At 40.5% G+C, this 22609-nt stretch carries 19 protein-coding genes and 6 tRNA genes; 20 read left to right on the plus strand and 5 right to left on the minus strand.

Annotated elements, in window-relative coordinates; genetic code table 11:
* Nucleotides 1-79 precede the first annotated feature (79 nt).
* On the minus strand, nucleotides 80-1858 hold the full coding sequence (locus tag H6793_03260) for an ABC transporter ATP-binding protein (GenBank protein ID USN95326.1): 1779 nt from the start codon (nucleotides 1856-1858) through the stop codon (nucleotides 80-82).
* Nucleotides 1859-2090: 232 nt separating this feature from the next.
* On the opposite strand from H6793_03260, the gene H6793_03265 reads away from it, so the two are divergent.
* Entirely contained in the window at nucleotides 2091-2978 is an 888-nt protein-coding gene (locus H6793_03265) for a rhodanese-related sulfurtransferase (protein USN95327.1), read from the plus strand.
* A gap of 136 nt (nucleotides 2979-3114) precedes the next feature.
* On the opposite strand, the gene H6793_03270 is transcribed toward H6793_03265, so the two are convergent.
* Complete coding sequence (locus H6793_03270; GenBank protein USN95328.1) at nucleotides 3115-3720, minus strand: hypothetical protein; 606 nt, start codon at nucleotides 3718-3720, stop codon at nucleotides 3115-3117.
* Between the two features lie 146 nt (nucleotides 3721-3866).
* Here H6793_03270 and H6793_03275 point away from each other — a divergent pair, with 146 nt between their 5' ends.
* From H6793_03275 to H6793_03310, 8 genes are all read left to right on the plus strand, one after another.
* The gene (locus H6793_03275) at nucleotides 3867-5537 is read left to right on the plus strand and encodes a glucosaminidase domain-containing protein (GenBank protein ID USN95329.1); all 1671 of its coding nucleotides are present in this window, start codon (nucleotides 3867-3869) and stop codon (nucleotides 5535-5537) included.
* An 18-nt stretch (nucleotides 5538-5555) separates the two neighbouring features.
* Complete coding sequence (locus tag H6793_03280; GenBank protein ID USN95330.1) at nucleotides 5556-7067, plus strand: excinuclease ABC subunit UvrC; 1512 nt, start codon at nucleotides 5556-5558, stop codon at nucleotides 7065-7067.
* A 22-nt stretch (nucleotides 7068-7089) separates the two neighbouring features.
* On the plus strand, nucleotides 7090-8304 hold the full coding sequence (locus tag H6793_03285) for an aminopeptidase P N-terminal domain-containing protein (GenBank protein USN95331.1): 1215 nt from the start codon (nucleotides 7090-7092) through the stop codon (nucleotides 8302-8304).
* A 27-nt stretch (nucleotides 8305-8331) separates the two neighbouring features.
* Complete coding sequence (locus H6793_03290; protein ID USN95332.1) at nucleotides 8332-8694, plus strand: phage holin family protein; 363 nt, start codon at nucleotides 8332-8334, stop codon at nucleotides 8692-8694.
* Entirely contained in the window at nucleotides 8691-8903 is a 213-nt protein-coding gene (secG, locus tag H6793_03295; protein USN95333.1) for a preprotein translocase subunit SecG, read from the plus strand. The genes H6793_03290 and secG overlap by 4 nt, the downstream gene beginning before the upstream one ends.
* A 6-nt stretch (nucleotides 8904-8909) precedes the next feature.
* Nucleotides 8910-10694 carry a hypothetical protein gene (locus H6793_03300; GenBank protein USN95334.1) on the plus strand — a complete coding sequence of 595 codons (1785 nt, stop codon included), beginning with the start codon at nucleotides 8910-8912 and terminating at the stop codon, nucleotides 10692-10694.
* 70 nt (nucleotides 10695-10764) lie between these two features.
* The gene (locus tag H6793_03305) at nucleotides 10765-12399 is read left to right on the plus strand and encodes an FAD-binding oxidoreductase (protein USN95335.1); all 1635 of its coding nucleotides are present in this window, start codon (nucleotides 10765-10767) and stop codon (nucleotides 12397-12399) included.
* A gap of 53 nt (nucleotides 12400-12452) precedes the next feature.
* Nucleotides 12453-12539: transfer RNA gene (locus H6793_03310), tRNA-Leu, on the plus strand.
* A 12-nt stretch (nucleotides 12540-12551) separates the two neighbouring features.
* Here H6793_03310 and H6793_03315 read toward each other — a convergent pair.
* The gene (locus H6793_03315; GenBank protein ID USN95336.1) at nucleotides 12552-13259 is read right to left on the minus strand and encodes a hypothetical protein; all 708 of its coding nucleotides are present in this window, start codon (nucleotides 13257-13259) and stop codon (nucleotides 12552-12554) included.
* A 131-nt stretch (nucleotides 13260-13390) separates the two neighbouring features.
* Between H6793_03315 and H6793_03320 the strand changes: the two genes are divergently transcribed.
* The 9 genes from H6793_03320 (at nucleotide 13391) to H6793_03360 (ending at nucleotide 20962) form a co-directional block, all read left to right on the plus strand.
* Nucleotides 13391-13467, plus strand: a tRNA-Val gene (locus H6793_03320).
* 37 nt (nucleotides 13468-13504) lie between these two features.
* Nucleotides 13505-13580 (plus strand) — tRNA-Phe (locus H6793_03325).
* Nucleotides 13581-13889: 309 nt separating this feature from the next.
* A tRNA-Gly gene (locus H6793_03330) sits at nucleotides 13890-13965 on the plus strand.
* A gap of 80 nt (nucleotides 13966-14045) precedes the next feature.
* Complete coding sequence (locus H6793_03335) at nucleotides 14046-14618, plus strand: hypothetical protein (GenBank protein USN95337.1); 573 nt, start codon at nucleotides 14046-14048, stop codon at nucleotides 14616-14618.
* 327 nt (nucleotides 14619-14945) lie between these two features.
* The gene (locus H6793_03340) at nucleotides 14946-15524 is read left to right on the plus strand and encodes a hypothetical protein (GenBank protein USN95338.1); all 579 of its coding nucleotides are present in this window, start codon (nucleotides 14946-14948) and stop codon (nucleotides 15522-15524) included.
* A 283-nt stretch (nucleotides 15525-15807) separates the two neighbouring features.
* Nucleotides 15808-16092, plus strand: a complete 285-nt coding sequence (locus H6793_03345; GenBank protein ID USN95339.1) for a metal-sensitive transcriptional regulator — start codon at nucleotides 15808-15810, stop codon at nucleotides 16090-16092.
* Between the two features lie 5 nt (nucleotides 16093-16097).
* Nucleotides 16098-18164: a heavy metal translocating P-type ATPase gene (locus H6793_03350; GenBank protein ID USN95340.1), complete on the plus strand. Its 2067-nt coding sequence runs from the start codon at nucleotides 16098-16100 to the stop codon at nucleotides 18162-18164.
* Between the two features lie 336 nt (nucleotides 18165-18500).
* Entirely contained in the window at nucleotides 18501-20324 is a 1824-nt protein-coding gene (locus H6793_03355) for a hypothetical protein (protein ID USN95341.1), read from the plus strand.
* 95 nt (nucleotides 20325-20419) lie between these two features.
* Entirely contained in the window at nucleotides 20420-20962 is a 543-nt protein-coding gene (locus tag H6793_03360) for a hypothetical protein (GenBank protein ID USN95342.1), read from the plus strand.
* 238 nt (nucleotides 20963-21200) lie between these two features.
* On the opposite strand, the gene H6793_03365 is transcribed toward H6793_03360, so the two are convergent.
* On the minus strand, nucleotides 21201-21674 hold the full coding sequence (locus H6793_03365) for an alpha/beta hydrolase (protein ID USN95343.1): 474 nt from the start codon (nucleotides 21672-21674) through the stop codon (nucleotides 21201-21203).
* A gap of 62 nt (nucleotides 21675-21736) precedes the next feature.
* On the opposite strand from H6793_03365, the gene H6793_03370 reads away from it, so the two are divergent.
* Nucleotides 21737-21824, plus strand: a tRNA-Leu gene (locus tag H6793_03370).
* 150 nt (nucleotides 21825-21974) lie between these two features.
* Here the strand turns inward: H6793_03370 and H6793_03375 are convergent.
* A complete protein-coding gene (locus H6793_03375; protein USN95344.1) occupies nucleotides 21975-22322 on the minus strand; it encodes a hypothetical protein in 348 nt (115 codons plus the stop codon).
* A gap of 66 nt (nucleotides 22323-22388) precedes the next feature.
* Here H6793_03375 and H6793_03380 point away from each other — a divergent pair.
* Nucleotides 22389-22465 (plus strand) — tRNA-Arg (locus H6793_03380).
* The last annotated feature ends 144 nt before the right edge of the window (nucleotides 22466-22609 follow it).

Below are 22609 nucleotides of genomic sequence, written 5' to 3' on the forward strand. Positions count from 1 at the left end.
AGAACCTACGGAGCTTACCGTAGGTTCTTAAAGGTTAGTGACGAGCAAGAGTTATGAAATGTATGGCGAGCTATTTGAGTTAATCTTCGATGAACCCACCAGACTGACGACCCCATAGCTCGGCATATTTACCATTTTTATTGATGAGTTCGTTGTGGGAGCCTTCCTCGATAATCTTGCCGTTATCAAGCACAATTATGCGATCCATTTTTTGAATAGTACTTAATCTATGAGCTACTACTATGGCAGTTTTATTTTGCATTAACTTCCAAAGAGCATCCTGAATCAACGCTTCGCTTTCGCTATCAAGGGCGCTAGTTGCTTCATCTAAAACAATAATAGGTGCATTTTTAATCATTGTGCGAGCAATGGCTACGCGCTGACGTTGGCCACCGCTAAGTTTAACGCCACGTTCACCAACTAATGTCTGATATTTATCTGGCAAATCTTTGATGAATTCGTGTGCATAGGCCATTTTAGCGACAGCTTCTATCTCTTTTTGGTCTGCTTCTGGGTTACCATAGGCGATGTTGTCTGCAAGAGTTCGATGAAACAATAAAGGTTCCTGAGGGACATAAGCAATGTGACTATGCAGGTCGTCCTGTTTGATACGAGCAATATTTTGACCATCAATAGTTATCTCTCCTGAATCTATGTCGCTAAATCTGAGTAGTAGTCGAACAAGAGTGGACTTTCCAGACCCAGAATGACCTACTAGCCCGACCTTTTCGCCGTGTTTTATTTTTAAATTAAGGCCATTAAAGATTGCGCTATCTGAACCATCATGAGTGAAGGCAACATCATTAAAGTTAATACTACCAGAAGTAATCTTTACTGGTTCAGGTTTAATCGGATCTAAAATCTCTGGGGTTTGGCTAAGGATATCAACCATCTCGGAAGCATCACCAAAAGCTCGATTATAGTTACGCAGGCCGTTATTACTAAATGCAAATAGCTGATCGATTATAGTTGAAGTGTAGCTAAATATTAAAAACACGGTAGCAACGTTGGCGTTAAACGTTACTACCCCGATCACAGCTACTAAAAGTGCCGTGAGCGACATCGTTCGACTGATCAGTGCAAAGATGTTCATTTGAACTTGATGCATGCTCGCAAAACGGCTCATATGGTTTTTGGAATTAGTCGTTGCCTTATGAAAGCGCTTTCTTTCAAAATTTGGCCGGGCAAAACTTTTTATTGCCATAATGTTAGTAATGGCATCTGCCAAGAAACCAGTTTGTTTACTTTCGGCTTTAGCAGATTTTGAACTAAGCTTACGTACTGGTCTTGAGATTAGTAGCGCTCCAACTATGAATACTATCGTTCCCGCGAGTAATGCAATAACATATTGTGGAGATTTAGGCCACAAAATAACACTAACCGTAACCAAGCCAATTATCAGAGGATATGTTCCGAATATGGTGGTGTCAGCGGTGCGAATATAACCGCCTAGTAGTTTGTTGTTTGCGGAAACTAGCGAACCTCCAAAATGATTAGCGTGAAAATTCGAGCTTTGCTTTACTAGATGGTCAAAAACTTCTTCAGCGATATTTTGTTGAACGCTAATTTCGAGACGCCACATAAAGTAATCTACGACACGCCAAATGATAGCACCGGTAAAGATTAAAAGCCCATAAATTAGTAAATCTGCGCCAAAACTACCCAATACGTCATTAGGTGTAAAATTGCGAGCACTTAGTTTATCTAGTACATTGGCAAGTATTATTGGTGGCAAATAGGCATTTATGACAATCGTTAGAGGCACAGAAACTATAAGCCCTATTAGGTATAGCGGGTACGCAGTGGCTTTATGCCAATAATATTTAGCAACTGGGTTAATTCTTGATTTTTTCTTCATAAGCAGTCTCCTACTGCTGGGATTAATTTGTTATTAAATTTTGTTGTGGTTCACAAAGAATGAGTGTATTTTTCTCTATTCGTTGCAGGTGACGAAAGAGAATGTATAGACTGATTGTGGTTTCATCATGATTGTTGTCGCCACCTTTCCTTTATTCGATAATGATTTGTACACTATACCATAAGCTAGTCAGAAGTGACAAGTGAATATTTTTCTTGTAAAATAGTAAGCCGTGAATAAGGTTATTTTATACTACAAGTTTGTTCCAGTAGCTGATCCGGCCATGACTGTTAGGTGGCAAAGAGAGCTTTGTAATAGATTAGACTTGAAGGGGCGAGTTATTGTTAGTAAACATGGCATTAACGGTACACTTGGTGGAAATATTGAGAACTTGCGTGAATATAAACGTGAAATGAACAGATCCGTATTATTTAAGGGGATTATGTATAAATGGAGTGACGGAACTGGACGTGATTTTCCTCGTTTGAGTGTTAAGGAAAAATCTGAGTTGGTTGCTTTTGGGGTACCAGACGAAATTAAAGTTGATGAAAAGGGCGTAATTGGCGGAGGTAAACACCTCAAGCCGGAGCAAGTTAATGAACTTGTTAAGGAACGTGGAGATGATGTTGTGTTTTTTGATGGACGAAATGCTTACGAGGCCGAAATTGGCGTGTTTAAGAACGCGATTGTTCCTGATGTTAAGACAAGTCGAGATTTTTTGTCCGAAATTGAGAGCGATAAATACAAAGAAATTAAGGATAAACCAGTAATAACATATTGTACTGGAGGAATTCGTTGTGAGGCGCTCAGTGCTTTAATGATAAATCGTGGCTTTAAAGAGGTCTATCAGATTGATGGTGGTATTGTAAAATACGGTGAAAAATATGGAGATGAAGGATTATGGGATGGCAAGTTACATATTTTTGACGACCGTATGATACATCAATTTAGTGACAAAGCTAAAGATATTGGCGAATGTGTTCATTGTAAAGGCAAAACTAGTCGATATATAAATTGTGATAATGTTTCTTGTAACCGACTGGTGTTAGTGTGTAGATCTTGTAATAAAAAAACAAAATGCAAAGATTGCCAAGAGGTGGCTAGCGTAGCCGTAGTATAAAGTTTGAATATCGAGGGTAAAGCGAAGACTGTAAGGTTTAAGTGCGGAGAAATATTTTGCTGGCGACAAGCGCTAGAGCAAAAGGGTTTTCCTCAACGTCTCAGACGCTCACAGCCTTCGCTTGTTCTCTCCTTATCTAGTTGGTGCTGACCTTCTCCTTTTCGGGAGAAGTCCGGATCGGCCTGCGACGCCTACTGACAGACATCGGCCGGTCGATCCCGAAGAAGAACTCCAGGATGGCCTCGTTAGCAACGCCAGCGATGACGACCACCGGGATGGTGATCATCTGGAACATATTGGCGCTTTCTGGCCAAAGTGCTCCATTGGTGGTGTTGCTGACCCACATGGTGGCGCCACCCATGTCAGACGCAATGTCCAACAAGAAGATAGCACCCGCCATCACCAGAGCGCCGATGTGCTGTGGTTTCAGCTGACGAAACTGAAGGTTCGTCTTGCTGAAGTTCCACAAGGCAATCTGGATGCCACTACAGATAGCACTGATCATGAAGCCCAACATGGTAGCGTGGGCCCAGTCGATGTGCCACCCGAGCAGCGGCAAGTTTAGGTTGAACGAACCCGTCATGTAGGGCTCGAACGCACCCTGGAAATAGTTCGCCCCAGAGGCGATGTCCAGGTACAGGAGACCCGGTCCCAAGACGATACAGATGAAAGCCTTCCAGGTGACGGCGATCGTGGCATTGATGCCACGGACGAACTGGGAGTTATTGCCGTATGCAGGCATGGGAATCTCAACTTTCTTTTGGGAGGGAACAAATTGTTAAGGTCCTTAGACCTCATTCCACCAGTGTTGGTAGAATGTTACATAATACAACAGTATTGACAAAAAGTCAATACGAAGTGTATAATACATGACTTTAAGGACGATATATGTCAGTAGATAATATAAATGATATCAGGCCATTTGAGGTAGATGTGTATAACCCCGGAATTCATGAACTTTCTGGTGAGTATCAAAACACCCAATCAGGCTTTAGGCGTGTGATAGCTATTGGCGTGGTGGCGCTTGCTGGTTTGGGGTTGTTCGCCAAAGGCTATTCAAACAATCATCAGGACGAGTCACAACAGAGAGATCCGCAAATAACTTTTCCAGAACAAGCCACGGCCGAAGTCGCCAACATTAACACAAGCCTAGATTCTGTTCAGCTTGGTCAAGCCTATGCCCTAGATTCTTTAATCCAAAATATTAAAACAAACGACGCTGTGTATGCTACCACGGATAGCGACAGAACAAAGAATATGCCCAATGGTTATGTAAAATTTCTGTTACCAAACGAGGAAAAAGGCATAAAAGTTCCTTTTACGGTAGCAGAACGTACCGCAGATATCGAAAGATATACATCTCCAGAGCTTTCGGCGGTACTCTTAGCAACCGCAAAAATATACCAAGACTTAATTTTCACTAAGTATCCTCAATTAGCTGGTGAAATGCTAAGGATTCGCGATCTTAATTCGCCGTTTCATAAGAATCACTCAACTGGAACACAAGCAGATATTTCTAGTATGCTAGGTTGGCAAGTTGCGCAATATTCTAATGGTTCTTTTGCGGATCAGCAATTTTCTACCAGATTTAATAGAGAGTTTACGATTGATCTAATGACGGAGATGTCAAGGTTTACAATTAATGGTCAGCCTGTCATAAGGCGAATTGTATACAGCGATGAAGCTATAAACAACGCAGTAAATGATAGGGTTGGCAGAAGGTTTGCGGTATTTGCAAAGTGGCACAAAGATCACGCTCATCTTGACCTTAATAGCAGTGTGGCACAGTTGCCTGCATGGAGGCCGGATACGAGTCAAATTCCCTGGAACGAACAGCAGGATTTACGAATCGGAGGCATGGCTCAGCCAATCAGCCCGGAGCAATCTATCCATGAACACGGTGACTTTATTAAGTGGGTAGCATCTATATCAAAACCAGACACCAATGAGTCAGAAACAAACTTGCCACACCCAGATGTAATGCCACTTAATCCAGGCGCAGAGGAACTTATAGATTCACTTGATATTTCATCAGAACATAAAGATTATCTTAAGCGGATGGTTCCAGTTATTGCGACAGCAACCAAAGCTGGTGCAAAATTTAACCCAGCCGGGGCTTTAGCTCATTCTGCTACAGAGTCAGGTTGGGGAGTTAGCGATTTGAGCAAAAAAGCAAATAATTATTTTGGCCTTAAGGCCGGTAAGTACTGGACGGGAAAAACCATCAACCTCAAAACACTAGAAGAATACACAGAGGGCAACCTAACAACTATTAAAGATAACTTTCGAGATTACGACGATCCTCTATCTGGTGTAATGGACTATGCGCGATTTATTGAGAGTCGACCATGGTATGCTGATGCAATCGCCAACAACCAAACACCAAAGGGATATTTTGATGGGTTATTTCACGAGATCGACAACAACGGAAATATATTAAAGCGCCAGGGCGAGGGTGCAATTAGTTATGGAACATCTAGGGGTTACGTAGAAAGAGCGGTAGAATTTACAAGGCAATACAACCTGGAAGAAATTATGAATGCTCAGCTTGGTTCATAAGAAGTTATAATATAGTTTGTGAACGAAAAGTTACAGGCTAAGATTAAGAAATTACCCAGAGAGCCAGGGGTCTACTTTCACAAGGATAAGATCGGGCAAATAATCTATGTGGGTAAAGCATCGAATTTGCGTAATCGAGTTAGACAATATTTTCAGGCTAGTCGTAGTCGTGATCCAAAAACAGAATTACTGGTGGGTGAAATTTCCGACACCGATTGGCAAGTGGTTGATAGTGAAGTTGAAGCTTTGTTTTTAGAGGCTGAGATGATCCGGCGCTACATGCCTAAGTACAATATTCTGCTACGTGACGATAAGTCGATGACCTATTTACGCATAAACTTTAAGGATAAATATCCAAGTGTATCATTTACTCGTCGCCCGATTGATGATGGTGCAGAATATTACGGTCCATACTTAAGCGCGCTAGCACTGAAAAGGGCTTTAAAATACCTACGTCGAGCATTTCCTTACTCTACGCATACAGTGTTGCCAAAACGAGCTTGCTTGCAATATCACTTAGGGTTATGCCCAGGACCAGAAACCGGTAGTCTAGATGAAAGGGTTTATAAATCAAATCTGAAGCAATTGGTTAGAGTGCTAAAAGGACAGCGTACTAAATTGCTCAAAGAACTCGAACAAGACATGAAGAAACATGCTTTAAATCAAGAATTTGAAAAGGCTGGCGTTATCAGGAATCAGATATTTGCCCTAAAAAACGTTGGGCAACAAGTTATTTTTGGCGATAAAGAATTTTTAGATATATCTAAAGATCATGCCTTGGTTGAGTTAACTAAACTACTCGGTCTTAATAAACCGCCACGACGCATCGAGGGATATGATATTAGTCATATGTCCGGAACTGACACCGTAGCAAGTATGGTTGTTTTTGTTAATGGTGCGTCTGATAAAAGTAGCTATCGAAAATTTAAATCACGAATCGCTGGTAACGATGATTTTAAGCATATGCACGAGGTTATAAGTAGACGCTTTAGTGAGAAAAATATAAAGCAATGGGGTATGCCAGATTTGCTTCTGATTGATGGAGGAAAGGGGCAGTTGGCTTCGGCAATAAAAGCGTTACGTGAAAAAAATATACAGATACCAGTTATAGGTTTGGCAAAAAAGTATGAAGAGGTGGTTGTGGATAATGACTGGCCACATGTAAGCCTGAACCAAGATGAAGTTACAAGTTTGAACGGATTTGCGCGGGTAAGTGATAAGTTTACGTTGATAGATCTGCCTAATAATTCAAATCTGGTTAAGCTACTTCAAAGAGTTCGAGATGAATCTCATCGTTTTGCGGTTAGTTATCATTCAGTACTAAAACAAGGTCGGCAAACTAAAAGTATGCTTGATGAAGTTCCAGGTATTGGCTCGATAACTAAAAAGAAACTACTACAAAAATTCGGTAGCTATAAATCAGTTACAGAGGCAAGCCAACAGGATCTCGCTCGCGCCATCGGGGACAAAAAAGCAACTGTTTTAAAAACTTACATTGATAGTTATAAAAATGATAGTGCGAAAAAGTGATTCTGGCTTATACTAAATAGAAGTGAAAAGTTTTAGCTCAGAGTTTTTTAAGCAAAATAGGCTTGCTTTGCGTCAAAGTATCGGTGATGAATCACCGATAATATTATCGGCTAACGGCGTGATACAGCGAGCTGGAGATAGCGGATATCCATTTAGGCAGGATAGTAATTTTTGGTATCTAACGGGTCTATCTGTTCCTGATGTGACCTTAGTGATTACACAAAAAACCGAGTTTCTGATTCTTCCGGAGAGAGACCCGATTTTGGATTATTTTGAAGGGGCTATTGCCGTAGACGCACTAAGGAAAACTTCTGGTATTGACCAAATTATGTCGCATCACGAGGGTTGGGAACATCTAAGATTGGTTATAACAAAGAGTAAGTGTTTGTACACCGCTATAGTAAAAGGTTTCGATGCTCGACATAGTATTTATATCAACCCTAGTAAACCTCGATTAATTAGTCGATTAAAAAGACTGAGTGCAGATGTAGAAATTAAGGATATTAGAAAGAACCTCACTCACCTAAGGATGGTTAAGCAGTCTGTCGAGATTGGCGCCATTGAAAATTCTATCCAAGTTACTATAGGTGCTTTTAGCGAGATATTTAGAGATGGTTGGTACGAGAAAAATAATAGTGAAGCATTGATTTCGGCGCGTTTGGGTTTTGAATTTGCAAAAAGAGATGGTGAGCACGCCTATCCGCCAATAGTAGCCTCCGGAAAATCGGCCTGTACTTTGCATTACGACAAAAACAACCAGCCTATTGGTGATAATGATTCACTATTGGTTGATGCGGGTGCTGAAGTTGGGATGTATGCTTCAGATATAACAAGGGTCTATTCTCCAAAAAAGATGTCGTTATTGCAAAATGAAGTCTACGAAGCCGTCAAAGATATACAAGAGTACGTTATTAGCGAGCTTAAACCCGGTGTGGATATTAAAGAAATCGATAAGCAGGTAGAGAAAAAGATCGGGCAGTTCTTAAAATTAAAGAAATTAATAACTAAGCAAGAGCCTGCGCAAATCCGAAAGTTTTATCCTCATGCCGTTTCACATCATCTTGGGTTGGATGTCCATGATGTCGCCGATTATTCACAGCCACTTGCAGAAGGTAATGTAATAACCGTAGAGCCCGGAATCTATATTCCAGAGTATGGCATTGGTGTACGCATCGAAGATGATATATTAATAACAAAAAATGGTGCAAAGAATCTGAGCGCTGACTTGCCATCGTAGTCCGGTCGAAGTAAAATAGGCATAAGCATGAAAAACCCAATTATTAGATTTATGATTAGATGGGGTGTTTGCACACTTGGGTTATGGATATCTGCTAGCCTGCTTGGTGATAATATATCGTATCAAGATAAATTGAGCGTAGTGATTGTAGCTGGTTTGGTCTTAGCGCTTGTGAATATGGTTATAAAACCAGTGGTAGTAATGCTTTCTCTGCCGGCATTGTTATTCACTCTAGGCTTGTTTATGGTTGTTATTAACGGATTGATGGTTGTTTTGGTAAGCAAGATTTATGGGTCATTAGAGGTTGCAAATTTTTGGAGTGCGATGTTTGCTGGTATGATAATAGGGCTAGTTAATTATTTAGTAAGCGCAGTCGTGGAGGAAAAATGACTATTTACAACTATATAACAATCATTTCAGCTGTATTAATGACCATCCTGATATTGATTCAAACCAGGGGTGCATCATTGGGTGCTGGTTTTGGTGGTGGTACAGAGGTCAACACTGTTCGTCGTGGAACAGATAAGACCATATTTCAGATTACTATTGTGATGGCTTTTATATTTGCCTCGTCAATAATTGCAGGAGTTATTGCCTAGTAATCTATGGTTGATCGATATACTAAGTTACGCTGGCGAAGGCGCTTCAAGAGGAGTCAGCGTCAGGTTGAAAACTTTTCGATTCAAGCCGAACAAGGTGTTGATAAATATTTCTTCGGGCGCCTACCAAGATTATCTAATGTACGTCGTTTCGTTACAGGATGGGTATTATTAATCTTCTTGCTAGGAGTTGGTCTAGTGTTTCAGGTACGCGCCCTATCGCCATATTATCAAACAGTACAGTCAGCAGAAGGCGGTATATTTACAGAAGGGATAGTTGGTCATTTTACAACCGCAAACCCACTGTACGCTACTAGCTCCGTAGATAGCTCTGTTTCGCGATTAATCTTTTCTGGATTGATGCAATATAATGGACACGATCAGTTGATTGGTGATCTAGCTAGTGAAGTTACCTCCGATGAAAGGGCGACCGTATTTACCGCTAAGCTAAAAGACAATATTTATTGGCACGATGGTAAGCCAGTCACCGCAGATGACGTCGTGTTCACCTATCAATTAATTCAAAACCCAGATGCTAAATCTCCTCTTCAGAGTAACTGGAAGAGCGTGAAAATCGAGAAAGTCGATGATAGAACAGTGCGTTTTACGTTACCGCATGCTTTAGCTTCATTTAAGAATTTACTAACAAATGGGATTATACCCAAACACAAATTAGAAAAAGTTCATCCATCTCAACTTCGTACAGACGCATTTAACGTAACCTCACCGATTGGCAGTGGTCCATTTAAGTGGGATAGCATTCAGATTAGCGGACAAACTCCAGAGGAAAGAGAAGAGCAAATTGGACTGAGCGCCAATCTTGAATACTACGGAGGTGAGCCTGACCTAGATAAATTTATAGTAAAAGCTGTGAATAATAAAGATCTTCTTGTGAAGCGGTTTAATGATCAGCAAGTAGATGCCATGGTTGGCATTGACAAAATGCCAGATAATATTGATAAAGATGCAGTTGTTAAAGAAAATAGTATTCCATTAGATGCTCAGGTTATGGTATTTTTCAAATCAAGCAATGATGTGTTGGGTGATAAGGCTGTTCGACAGGCTCTAACGAAAGCCACAAACAGAGCCGAGATACTTAATGGCTTAGGCTATCCAGTTAAGCCATCTGAAGGTCCGTTATTGCACTCTCATTTAGGTTTTGCGAAGGATGTTACACAATTTGGGTACAATTTAGAAGAGGCCAATGCGATTCTTGATCAGAATGGTTGGGTAAAAAATCAAGAAGGAGTTCGCGAAAAATCCGGGAAAAAGTTATCGTTTAGTCTTAGTTCCCAAAACAATAGCGAATATGCTTATACCTCACAAATACTTCAAAGACAGTGGCGTGAGGTTGGAGCCGATGTAAAAGTTGATTTAGAGAGTGATACTGATTTACAGTCTACAATCGCTTCACATAATTACGACTCTTTGCTTTACGGTATTTCTGTAGGTAACGATCCAGATGTCTACGCATATTGGCATAGCTCTCAGGCAGACGTTCGCTCTTCTTCACGGTTGAATTTTTCTGAGTTTAAATCGGCTCTAGCAGATAGTGCGCTAGATGCTGGCCGTACGCGAACTGATCCAAACCTGCGAGCTGTGAAGTACCGTTCGTTTCTGACGGCATGGCGTGATGAGGCTCCAGCAATCGCCTTGTATCAACCAAGATTCTTGTATATATCTAGAGGTGTAGTTTATGGGTTTGATAACAGGGTATTAAACACAGCTGTTGATAGATTTTGGAATGTGCAAAACTGGCGTGTTAGGACAGAAAAAGTCACAATTCAGTAAAAACTAATATTTATTAGTAAGGTGCTTGTGGTATTATATTCTTATTGAATAAAAACAAGGATAGGGATAAATGAATAAGATTGCTCACTATTTGCAACAGCACCTTGTTGGTGAAGTTTTGTCATCTGGGGATGTGCGACGACACTTCTCTACGGATGCAAGCGTATTTACATTGACGCCAACGGTGGTTGCATATCCACGTAACGAAAACGATATTCGAAAGGTATCACGATTTACGTGGCAGTTAGCCGAGCGAGGTCGAGTTATTCCGGTTACGGCTCGCGGAAAGGGGAGTGATCAATCTGGTGCAGCCATCGGTAATGGCATTATGCTGGTATTCCCCGCACACATGAACAGGATCTTAGAATATGATGGCAAGAGTGGTGATGTTACTGTTGAGACTGGCATTAATTACGGAAGATTGCAACAAACTTTGTATACTCACGGACGATTCTTGCCACCATATCCATCTTCCCTAGATTACTCAACTATTGGTGGAGCAATTGCCAACAATGCGTCTGGCGAAAAGTCTGTTAAATATGGAACAACGCGTGATTACGTTAGAAGCATGCGTGTAGTTTTAGCTAATGGCGAGGTCATCGAAACAAGGCGTCTTTCTAAAAGAGAACTTAACAAAAAAATGGGTTTATCGAGTTTTGAAGGAGAAATTTACCGTAATCTAGACAAGTTAATAGAAGAAAACAAAGAAATCATTAAACAGATTAATATAAATGTATCAAAAAACTCTGCTGGGTATGACATTGCTAGCGTAAAGCATAAGGGATCTTTTGATTTAACCCCTTTGATAGTTGGGTCACAGGGAACGTTAGGTATAGTGAGTGAGGCTACCTTAAAAACAGCCCCATATAATCCACATACTTCGCTGATAGCTGGATTTTTTGAAGATATCAACTCTGCTAAGAATTCCGTAATTGATTTGATGAAGCAATCAGAGAAGCCCAGTGCAATAGAAATGATTGATCAAAATTTGCTTAATTTTCTTGATGAAAATTATCCAAACCAGCTAAAAGGAATAGTAAATAAGCCATTCCATAAAATAGTTTTGCTGATTGAATTTGATACTCACAATGAACGGGCTCGAAAGAAGTCTGCCAAAAGGGCTATAAAGATTCTAAACAAATATCATGCAGAGTATCAATTAGAAACCGAACCTGATGAAAGAGAAAAGTTGTGGAAGATACGCCACAGTGTTGCAACAGCTATTTCTCATAATTACGACCATAAAAAAGCTTTGCCAATTGTAGAAGATGGCATAGTTCCAATTGCTAAATTTTCAGAATATATCGACGGAGTTTACAAAATATTTGAAAAGCACAAACTAAAAATAGCATTGTGGGGTCATGCGGGCGATGCTAATTTACATATGCAACCCTTTTTGGACTTGAGCCAAATTGGCGATCGCCAGAAAGTGTTTAGGATTATCGACGATTACTACAATCTTGTAATTGATTTAGGCGGTAGTACAAGCGGAGAGCATGGCGATGGACGTCTTAGGGCTCCATATTTACCAAAGCTTTATGGGCAACAGGTGTATGAGTTGTTTAGAAAGATTAAGGCAATTTTTGACCCATACAATACCCTTAACCCGGGTGTCAAGATTGATGTATCTATAGAGGATATTAAACCGTTATTGCGCGATGAATATTCCCTAAACCATTTGTTTGACCATTTACCTAGATCATAACGTTAAAGTAGTTATTTTGATATAATGAAATTTATCCTCATTTGAGTTTGTATGTGCGAGTGGCGGAATCGGTAGACGCGCTAGCTTGAGGGGCTAGTGGGAGCAATCCTATGGAGGTTCAAGTCCTCTCTCGCACACCAATCAAAAGGTTTCTAGAATAATTGCTCAATATCTGTCTTTACTTTTTCTAATGTAGTTTTGTAGTTATACTCATAGTTAGAGTATTTTGTTAATAATCTGCCGATGGCGAGAATGTCGGCTCCATGATCGATAGCCTCCTTTGGTGACATGGTTGTTGGGTGTTGATCAATGGGTTGGTTGTTGTATCTGATACCAGTGGCTATCACGGTAAAGTTGCCTATATTCTTGACTCGTTCTATCATTCCAACATTGCACATAATATCTGTTATTTGCTTGCGATGAGGAAGATATTCATTGGCCATAATAACCTCTTCTAGGAAGGGAACAATCAAATCATCATGATAATTTGGCATTGGTATAAATATACTCGAGTCATGATCCGTGGCATTAACCGCAGAAATTAAGGATTGATGACCAGAAAGGGCGGAAACGCTCAACTTTTTGACACCTCGACTAAATACGCTATTTGCAACCTGAGGTATTTGATCAGAATCCAAGACATAATTTGTATCTAGCCAGGTTTCTATGTCGTGATCTCGTAGCATTCTATGAATTGACCAAGGTCTATCAAATTGCATTAGTTCTAAGCCTAACTTGAAGGCGCGTGTTTCTTTGCCAATGTCGCTTGCAATTTTGCCCAGATTTTGGATGTCTGATTTTGCATCAATAACTACTATAATTTTATTTGCTATAGGATCAAGAGCCTCAAAGTTCCTCATGTCTGATTTATATCAGACGTTATCTTGATTGTAAAAATATTGTGTTATATATCACAGATAACTAGTTGTGCATGACAGAGCATTAAATACTACCAATATAATCATTTTCTGGTATAATCGTTCGGAGATGTGGGCGCTTAGCTCAGCTGGCTAGAGCACTTCGTTTACACCGAAGGGGTCGGGGGTTCGAGTCCCTCAGCGCCCACCACATTAAGCACCTTTCAGTGATGATTAAACTATCATGTGGCTCTTTAGCTCAGTTGGTAGAGCAGAGGCCTGAAGAGCCTTGTGTCCCCAGTTCGAGTCTGGGAGGAGCCACCAAAATCTATATGATTTTTTGGAGATACCCAGACGAGAACTGGGATCTGCGGAGCAGACAGTTCGGTCATGACGAACACGCGCAGATGCTTGCATCGAGCATGTGATGAAATGGACCGCAAGGTCGCCCTGGGAGGAGCCACCAAAATCTATATGATTTTTTGGAGATACCCAGACGAGAACTGGGATCTGCAGAGAAGACAGTTCGGTCATGACGAGCACGCGCAGATTCTTGCATCGAGCATGTGAGGAAATGGACCGCAAGGTCGCCCTGGGAGGAGTCACCAAATCTGGTATAATATATGTCAATATGCGGGTGTAGCTCAGTTGATAGAGCGCTTCCTTGCCAAGGAAGAGGCCACGAGTTTGAGTCTCGTCACCCGCACCAATCAGACTCAAATGATTTTCAAGCAGTATTGTTTCTAACAAATGAGTCGTGCGAGGCTCATTTTTGTTAAGATATATATAATGAAGATGCTTATTATTGAGGGAATAGCGACAAGCGGCAAATCCAGTCTAATAAAGAAATTGACCGAGCTGCTAGGCGAGAAAAGGCTACTCATATTCGGTGAACCAGCTACCCATATTCCAATTATGGAAAAAACAGACGAGCTGCACGTTGAGTTTTTCAAATCGCTCATAGACGATGCTGTCAAAGCTGATGCTGACCTTGTGATATTTGATAGGCTACACTACACGCAGGCATATCGAGCAAAAGCAAGCTTAGTTGAATACGCTGAAATTGATGATTTACTGTCAAAACAAGATACGCTTGTGGCATATTTGCGGGTAGATGAGAGTGCAATTGCCGAACGGGTCAGACTTGCTACTGAACATCGTGATAGGACGTGGGGCGATTATGTACTTACTAAGGGCAAGACTTTTGATGAAATTGCCGAGTATTATGTCGCTCAACAGAGTAGTCAGCTTCAACTACTTAGTCAGACTAAGCTCGCTTATAAAGTATTCAACACTACTCAACACAACTACCAAACCATAGCTGAACAGATTATCAACGACTGGTACAAAAAGCCTGCCTGAAAATGCTTGGCGAAACTGTTCTCATAAATTAGGTATATAGACGGCGGAGTGTAGAATGGCAGGATAAAGAGTGACCCCGCCCTGTACTTGGGCATAATAATAGGCATAGCTGTTCAATGGTTTGAGACTCTTTAATGGTCATATGCTAAGTTGTCGTCTAATCGGGATTATTCGGCTCAGTGTTTGAGCTTATAGTCCTCTTGAGCAAATGTAGCTGACGTTTGAAGTGTGTCAACTATGTTGCACTAAATCAGAACAAAAAGATTTTGTAACAGTCTAGTTTGAACATTCAGACTCATTTCGGGTCTTTTTTGTTATCATTAGATAATGATGCAACTAAAACAAGTGATATATAAGAAACCGCCAAAAAACGGGAAGTTTTATATTGTTGCTATTGATGGTCGTGGTGGTGCCAGTAAGACTACGCTAACCGAATATATAGAAACACTTCTGCCCGATTTTAGTGTATTGAATGGTGATGAGTACTTTGAGCCTGACGATAATACAATCGCATTCGGCTCATTTAATGATGAGCGTTTTGAGAAGGAAGTGTTATCACAATTGCGAGAAGAAAAATCTGAGTTTATTTATCATCCATATCGGTGGGGCGACAAAGAGCCAATGTCTGATAAAAACCTAAAGATAACAGCAGGAATTATTGTTGAAAGAAGTGGCAGTTTTGCCTTCAACCTAAATTTCGATTTTAAGATTTGGGTTGAAACACCAGCTAAACTTGCACTACAGAGAGGCCAGGAGCGTGATGAGATGCCACTTGAACAAGGCTATCGTTCTTGGAAAGAAGTATGGCAGCCACAGGAAGACGCTCACTTCAATAAGGTCAAACCATTGGAAACCGCAGATATAGTGATTGATGGAACAAGATCATTCGAAGAGCAAGTCGCCTGATAAATTAAACAAGTTAACAAGATTTTTGAGCTTTTGGTCGTTGACTGCCTTAATTGATGATGTTTGAAATGCATCAACTATGTTTCCACAAAATAGAACGCTTAGAACAGTGGATAGAACAGCTTGTCGCCAAAACCGGTGTGAAGCTCATCTAATCCTCAAGGCGGTAACCGAATAGCAGTTTTCATTACGATAGACGGGGTACTACTCCAGTATTTGGACTCTCTTTTTGGAGCCCAACGACATGCTTGCATGATACCCCCAGGGGGTATATCATAGAGTTATGATTAAAGATTTAAAACAACGCGCATTACATCGGTCGAAGATAATAGAAGGTCAAATTAAGGGTCTGCAAAAAATGATTGAGAATGATGAGTATTGCATGGATATATTAACTCAGAATTTGGCTATCCAAAAATCACTCGCATCACTAAATAAACTTGTACTTGAAAATCATGTCCGTACTCATATTAAAAGTGGGCTTCAATCAACTTCTGAAAAAGAACAAGAAACTGCAATAGATGAACTTTTGTTGCTTTATGAACTTAACAATATTCGCGGGAAATAACTGTAATGAACCACCATCATGATCACCAGAACAACACCAAGCACGATAATCATTCTTGTCACAACCTTGGCTCAGAACCAAATAGCCATTATAATCACGATAAGCATGCTGGTCATTCAGTAGCGATGTTCAAGGATAAATTTTGGATTTCGGTGTTATTAACACTGCCAGTGCTTTTGTATACGCCAATGATTCAAATGTGGTTTGGGTTTACGGCGCCTGAGTTTACTGGATCTACTTACGTTCCTTTGGTGTTTAGTACAATTATATTCTTCTATGGTGGGATGGTTTTTATTAAGAGTGCTGTTATTGAGCTAAAGAACAGAGCACCAGGCATGATGACTTTGGTTAGTTTGGCAATATTGGTTTCTTATTTTTATAGTGTGGTAGCTCAGTTGTTTATGAATAAAGAGGGGTTCTTTTGGGAGTTAGCTACTCTAATAACAATAATGCTACTCGGTCATTGGCTAGAAATGGCCTCAGTTGCAAGGGCGCAAGATTCACTCGATTCTATAGCTAAATTATTGCCAGATGAAGCAGAAAAAATAGTGCGAGGCAGAACTCAAATAGTAAAAGTCGCTAGCCTTACAATTGGAGATAATATTTTGGTAAAGCCCGGCACAAATATCCCTGTTGATGGACGTGTTATTGAGGGGCAGTCTTCTGTTGATGAGTCTGCTATTTCTGGAGAAAGCAAACCGGTTCTTAAAACCAAAGATCAAACAGTGATTGCAGGAACTACAAATCAAGATGGTTCGCTGACCGTAGAGGTGACGGCTTTGGGAGGGGATACTGCTTTGGCCGGAATTATGCAGTTAGTAGCAGAAGCTCAAAATTCTAAGTCTCAGGTTCAGGTGTTGGCGGACAAAGCGGCCTTTTACCTTACGATAATAGCTATTTTTGCCAGTACGTTAACCTTTTTTTATTGGCTTATAGCTCAAGACGTAACCTTTGCGTTAGAAAGAGCGGTAACCGTTTTGATTATTGCTTGTCCTCACGCACTTGGGTTAGCTATTCCGTTGGTTGTATCAATTTCTTCGGCTTTGGCAGTCAAAAACGGGTTGTTAATAAGAAAGCGCATTGCTTTTGAAACAGCAAGGAAGATAGATTGGGTGGTATTCGATAAAACCGGCACCCTAACAAAAGGCGAACATGAAGTTACTAGCATCGTGCAAGGCAGAGGTTACACAGAAGAAGATATTCTGCAGTTAATTGCTAGTTTAGAACATAACAGCGAGCACATTATTGGTCGAGCATTGGTTAACGAGGCCAAAAAACGTCAAGTTAAGTTGCATAAAGTAACCAATTTCTTGGCTCTGCCAGGAGTTGGTGTACAAGGGGTGTTGCAAAAGAAATCCTACAAAGTGGTGAGCGGGCGATATTTATTAGATGAAAATATAGCTCTACCTTCGGATGTTAAAAAAGGGGTTGATCGATATCTTTTACAAGGTCAGACAGCAGTGTATTTATTGAACAAAAATAAACTTGTGCTAGGTGCCATAACTTTGGCAGATGCAATTCGCGAGCAATCTAGGCAGGCAATTAATCTACTTCATCAGCGAGGGATAAAGATAGCTATGATTACAGGGGATAGTCAAGTTGTAGCCGACCATGTAGCAAAAGACCTTAAGGTGGATGAATATATTGCAGAAGTAAAACCCAAAGAAAAGGCTAAAAATATTCAGAATTTACAATCTAGTGGAACCAAAGTGGCGTTTGTTGGTGATGGAATTAACGATGCCCCAGCGTTAGCCACTGCGGATATTGGGATAGCAATTGGGGCGGGTACGGATGTGGCTATCCAATCAGCAGATATTATTTTGGTAAATAGCAATCCTTTAGATGTGGCTAAGGCTATTGAATTGTCTCAACAAACCCATAAAAAGATGGTACAAAATTTAGTTTGGGCAACTGGATATAACGTACTTGCTTTGCCTTTGGCATCAGGTGTGTTTTATGGCTTGGGTGTAACATTATCACCAGCCGTCGGTGCAGTATTGATGTCGCTATCAACAATAGTCGTAGCATTCAACGCCCAGTTACTTCGCAAAACGAAACTCGAGAAATTTTAAGGAGTCGTAAATCATCTGTTGTAAATAACACTTTTCCGAACTATTGCTTATTGTCGCACGTTTCGCTACCATAAAACCATTAGCGTAATTTAACAAGTAGTTGACGTGGAAACATCAATATAAAACTAAAGATAAGATCTATCTAATAAGTTAAAAGTTCTTGTTAGTACTTATATAACTTCTTTTTTATTTAAATTCTTATTAATTATCTCTAGCCATAAGCTAAAGATAATCTATATACATAAGAATAAGTTAATAACAAAAAGGATAATTACTAAATAAGAATTTAAATAAACACATTAATAGACATACATACAAACAAGGAGAATAAAACAAATGGTCAAAAACAATCGTTATCATACTAGATATACTAATAGTAACAATACAAACAATAGAGCAAGCATTATACCCCTAGCTAAAGAACTAGGCTTTGCTCTATTTTTACTAGCTACAGTACTAATCTTTAGCCCTAAGTCAGCTGATGCTGCTACCTTTAACGTAGCTACTGGGTCTAGCGCGACAAATGCTGACTCCATCTGTCAGCTAGAAGAAGCCATTACTAACATCAACGACGGCACCAGAACAAATGCAGACTGTATAGAAACCGGAGCCTACGGCACAGACGATACCATCAACTTACCAGTTGGAACTATTGATGGTTCACTATCTGGTTCGGGTCTTATGCTAAGCAAATCAGCAAAGATCATTGGTCAAGGCAGAGGAGTGTCAGTCATTGATAAACTTACACTTAATTTAGGTGGTAGTGGCACAGCTTCTTTTGAACTAAGTGATTTTAGTATGACCCTTGGTAGCAGTAATATTATAGGAATACAATCCTACCAGACTGTATCAACAACAATAGATAATATAGAAGTAGATAATGAAGGCCTAGGTATGGCGAGTGTATATTCTGCTGATAGCAATCTAACTATTCGCGACAGCTATTTTCATGATGGCGCTATGACTGGATCTGGAATGCCATTAGTTGTTGCTACTTCAAATGAATCAAATTCAAGTGTAGATATCGATCGCACGACCTTTGCGTCTGGGCCAGCAGGCCTTATGCTTCATGCTGGCTCAGGATTTACGCTAAATGCTACCATCAAAAACTCTACTTTTACAGATTTGCATGGTGATGGAAATCAATTCTATACGGTAGCTAGTGGTATTGCCGCTGCCCCTGATAATAGTACTGGCACTCAAGTTAACTACACTACCACTAACAATACTTTCAGTAATATAACTAATACTGTTACTGGATCATATCCAGCAACGGCTATTCTTGATGTCGCGGAAGGAGATAGCACCATCACCCACACCGCGCAGAACGACCTTTACGCGGTAGGTGATGGTACTGCCAATACAGTGAACTATTATAGATATGCCGGTTCAGGTTCTGGTGGCTCTGGCACCTTCAACACCACCAGCAACGGCGGTAACGTCTCAAGTGACAATAGCTTCAGTAGCTATCTAACTCAGCCTTCTGACAAACACAGCCAAACTAACCTAGCTTCCTTCCTTGGAGTCCTAACAGACAATGGCGGATCAGTACCAACCCTAGCACTATCTGAAGGTTCCCCAGCTATTAATGCTGGTACAACTGTATCTGGTATGACAACAGATGCTAGAGGAGTAACTCGCCCTCAAGGCGGAGCCTTTGATGCAGGAGCCTACGAACTAGCAATGTCTAATCCAGACCCAGATCCTGAATCAGGTAGCTCAGCAGTCATCAACAATCCTAATGGCTCTGGTACTATATCACTAACTGGTAACCCTACTATCCCTAAACGTCCAACCTTCTCTGGAACAACTACACCTAACTCTACTGTCTCAGTAACTGTACACTCAGACCCAGTAGTCTGTACTGCTACAGCAGATAGTTCTGGTAACTGGAGCTGTACTCTACCTAGTGATCTAGCACCCGGTACTCATACTGTAACCATACAAATCACTAAACCAGATAGTTCCACGGAAACCTTAGGGCCATACAGTGTAGTAGTAACTGAAGGACAAGCTACAACCATAACCAGCAATGACAAACTAGCCAATACCGGACAAAACACTATTGCTGTAGCCCTAGTAGGTAGCCTATTAGTCTTAGCTACTAGTACCCTAGCTATCCTTAAGAAATTCAAAAGACAGAAGAAGTTTGTAGGGTAGAGAACAGGAGAAATAAGCTCATACTCAGATTAGACTAGTAATTTATTAATTATTATGCTAATATAGACGTTTGTTTTGAATAAAATAAGGAGACTATGAGCAAAAATCTAGACCCAAATCAATTTGAAAATATTGAGTATATACCTGATTCATCACAGGCCGAATCACTGTATTTTCCGGCTTTCCCAGCTGTAGAGTCTGGCAAATTAGACATACATTCTTTGGATCCTCATAACCCGCAGTTTGCTGGAATGATGGTTCGCAATGGGCTTATTCCGGATCAAGCTGGGTCATTGGTGTTGCCAGGCGACGGGTTTGGTGCGTATGATTTAGTAAAAGGGTATTTAGACGGAGACGAGTTGCGTGTTTTTCCTGCAGATAAATCTGCTGTTGATAAAGAGAGTCGAAGAATTAATTCGTCAATCGGGTTAGTTATATTATCGAACTTTAACGACGGGACTATTCGTCCAGTTGCTGAAGTGGTTGACGTGTCAAGGACAGACTGGAATCGTGGATATCGAAGTATGGGCACCTGTGCGTTGAGGCCGTTTGGTATTAATTCACAGATTTTCGGAGTTGAAGACTTGTGCAAGAACGACGGCACAATAATTGCAAAATTACCAAAAAGATATTTCTAGCCAGCCTGTCTATCTGATAAAATACCATGGTAGCTCTCTGGTATTTTGGCGCGTTGGCCGAGAAGTTAGGTACAGGTCTGCAAAACCTGTTAGACGGGAGCGTTACCCGTACGCGCCTCCAAATTATGTCGTTAAGACTTTTAGTAGTTCGGGGAATGTTGGGTCCCAAAAATGATATTTGTCATTAAATATATGAGCAGTTGCGCTAGGGATATCTGCTTGGAATTTAGCAATCTCATTAAATGGGTACTATAGGGTCGTTTTTGCTGTGAAAAAGATGTATGTTATCGCTACTTTTAATAATCTTTTTAGCTGATTTAATTTTAAAACTACCCATTTCTTCTTTTGATTCGTCGTTATAACCAGGAGCTATGAGTATAATACGTTTGGCTTTATTTTTTAGCGGATTCTTCTGTAGATATTTTACTAGGAACATTCCGCCTAAACTGTGACCAACTAGTTGAAAATCTGACGATAGCAAACTTAGCATCTTTTCGAAGTAAGTAGACCATTCTAAGAATTTTGCATTTGCTGAATTCGGCATTGTCGGAGTTAAAACGTCGTAGGTAGGAAGTTCGCCTGCTATCCAGCTTCGCCAGTTTTGATTATAAATTAGATTAGCATAGTCAAGTTTGTGCTGTTTCAAATATTTCAGATAAGCGCTGTAAGTAGAGAAGCTGTTGCCTCCGTGAATTATCAAGATTTGTTTCACATTTTTAGTATATCAGATGTTATAATAATGAAATGCACTTGACGCGAAGGTCTTTTGCTAATGGGCGAGTGGCGGAATTGGTATACGCGACGGACTTAAAATCCGTTGGCTGAATAAGCCTTGAGAGTTCGAGTCTCTCCTCGCCCACCAAATTGGTACTAAAATGGGTTCTAGCCTGGACGTAAAAACTCACCGAAGAGAAACTTAATTAATATGGCGGCGAGTTGTGTCGGAAACACGTGCGACACAGATTGTCGTACATTAGTTTTATGAAAAATAGCTCATGACATAGCCAAAAACTCATAACCTAACGTCTTCGGACTGCATAGATCTGGCGTAGCTACGCTGGCGATGACAATTTGAGCACACAACTTCACACTTTGCTAACTCATTCTTTAAGCCAGTACGATTGTTATTAGTAATAAACTTATTTATTAATGCTTCCTTGTCTTTTATGTGATCGAAATCCATCACGTAGTAAGGGTAGTTGATGCCACAATCTGTGCATGGCGTAGTCTGTTTCATTTGCCGAATATAGTCTTTGAGTTCATCTCTGCGCTTTTTATTGCTTTGAATATACTTCTTTTTGTTCGTAAGATAATGAAGCTTACTGTATGCTCTCTGTTTTTCTGAGTCCTTATACGGCATATTTTGGATTATAACCAAGTTTAGCGGTTATATCCATATTTATTTATGTTACAATTATTGCGATAAGCCCCCGTAGCTCAGTGGATTAGAGCAAGACGGTTCTAACGTTTAGGTCGTAGGTTCGAGTCCTACCGGGGGTACCATAAAAGAACTAAAATTTGAATTGTGGCGCGAAAGCACCGTTTTTTCTTTGACTTCGCGGAGCGCAAGCCAAATGTTCTTGGGGCATAATTTTAAGGTAGCCTTAGCTACGCCTTTTAGGGTTGTCTATGAAGATCGATGTATTC

The organism is Candidatus Nomurabacteria bacterium (assembly GCA_023898625.1).
Taxonomy (GTDB): Bacteria; Patescibacteriota; Saccharimonadia; order Saccharimonadales; family JAGQNJ01; genus HK-STAS-PATE-36.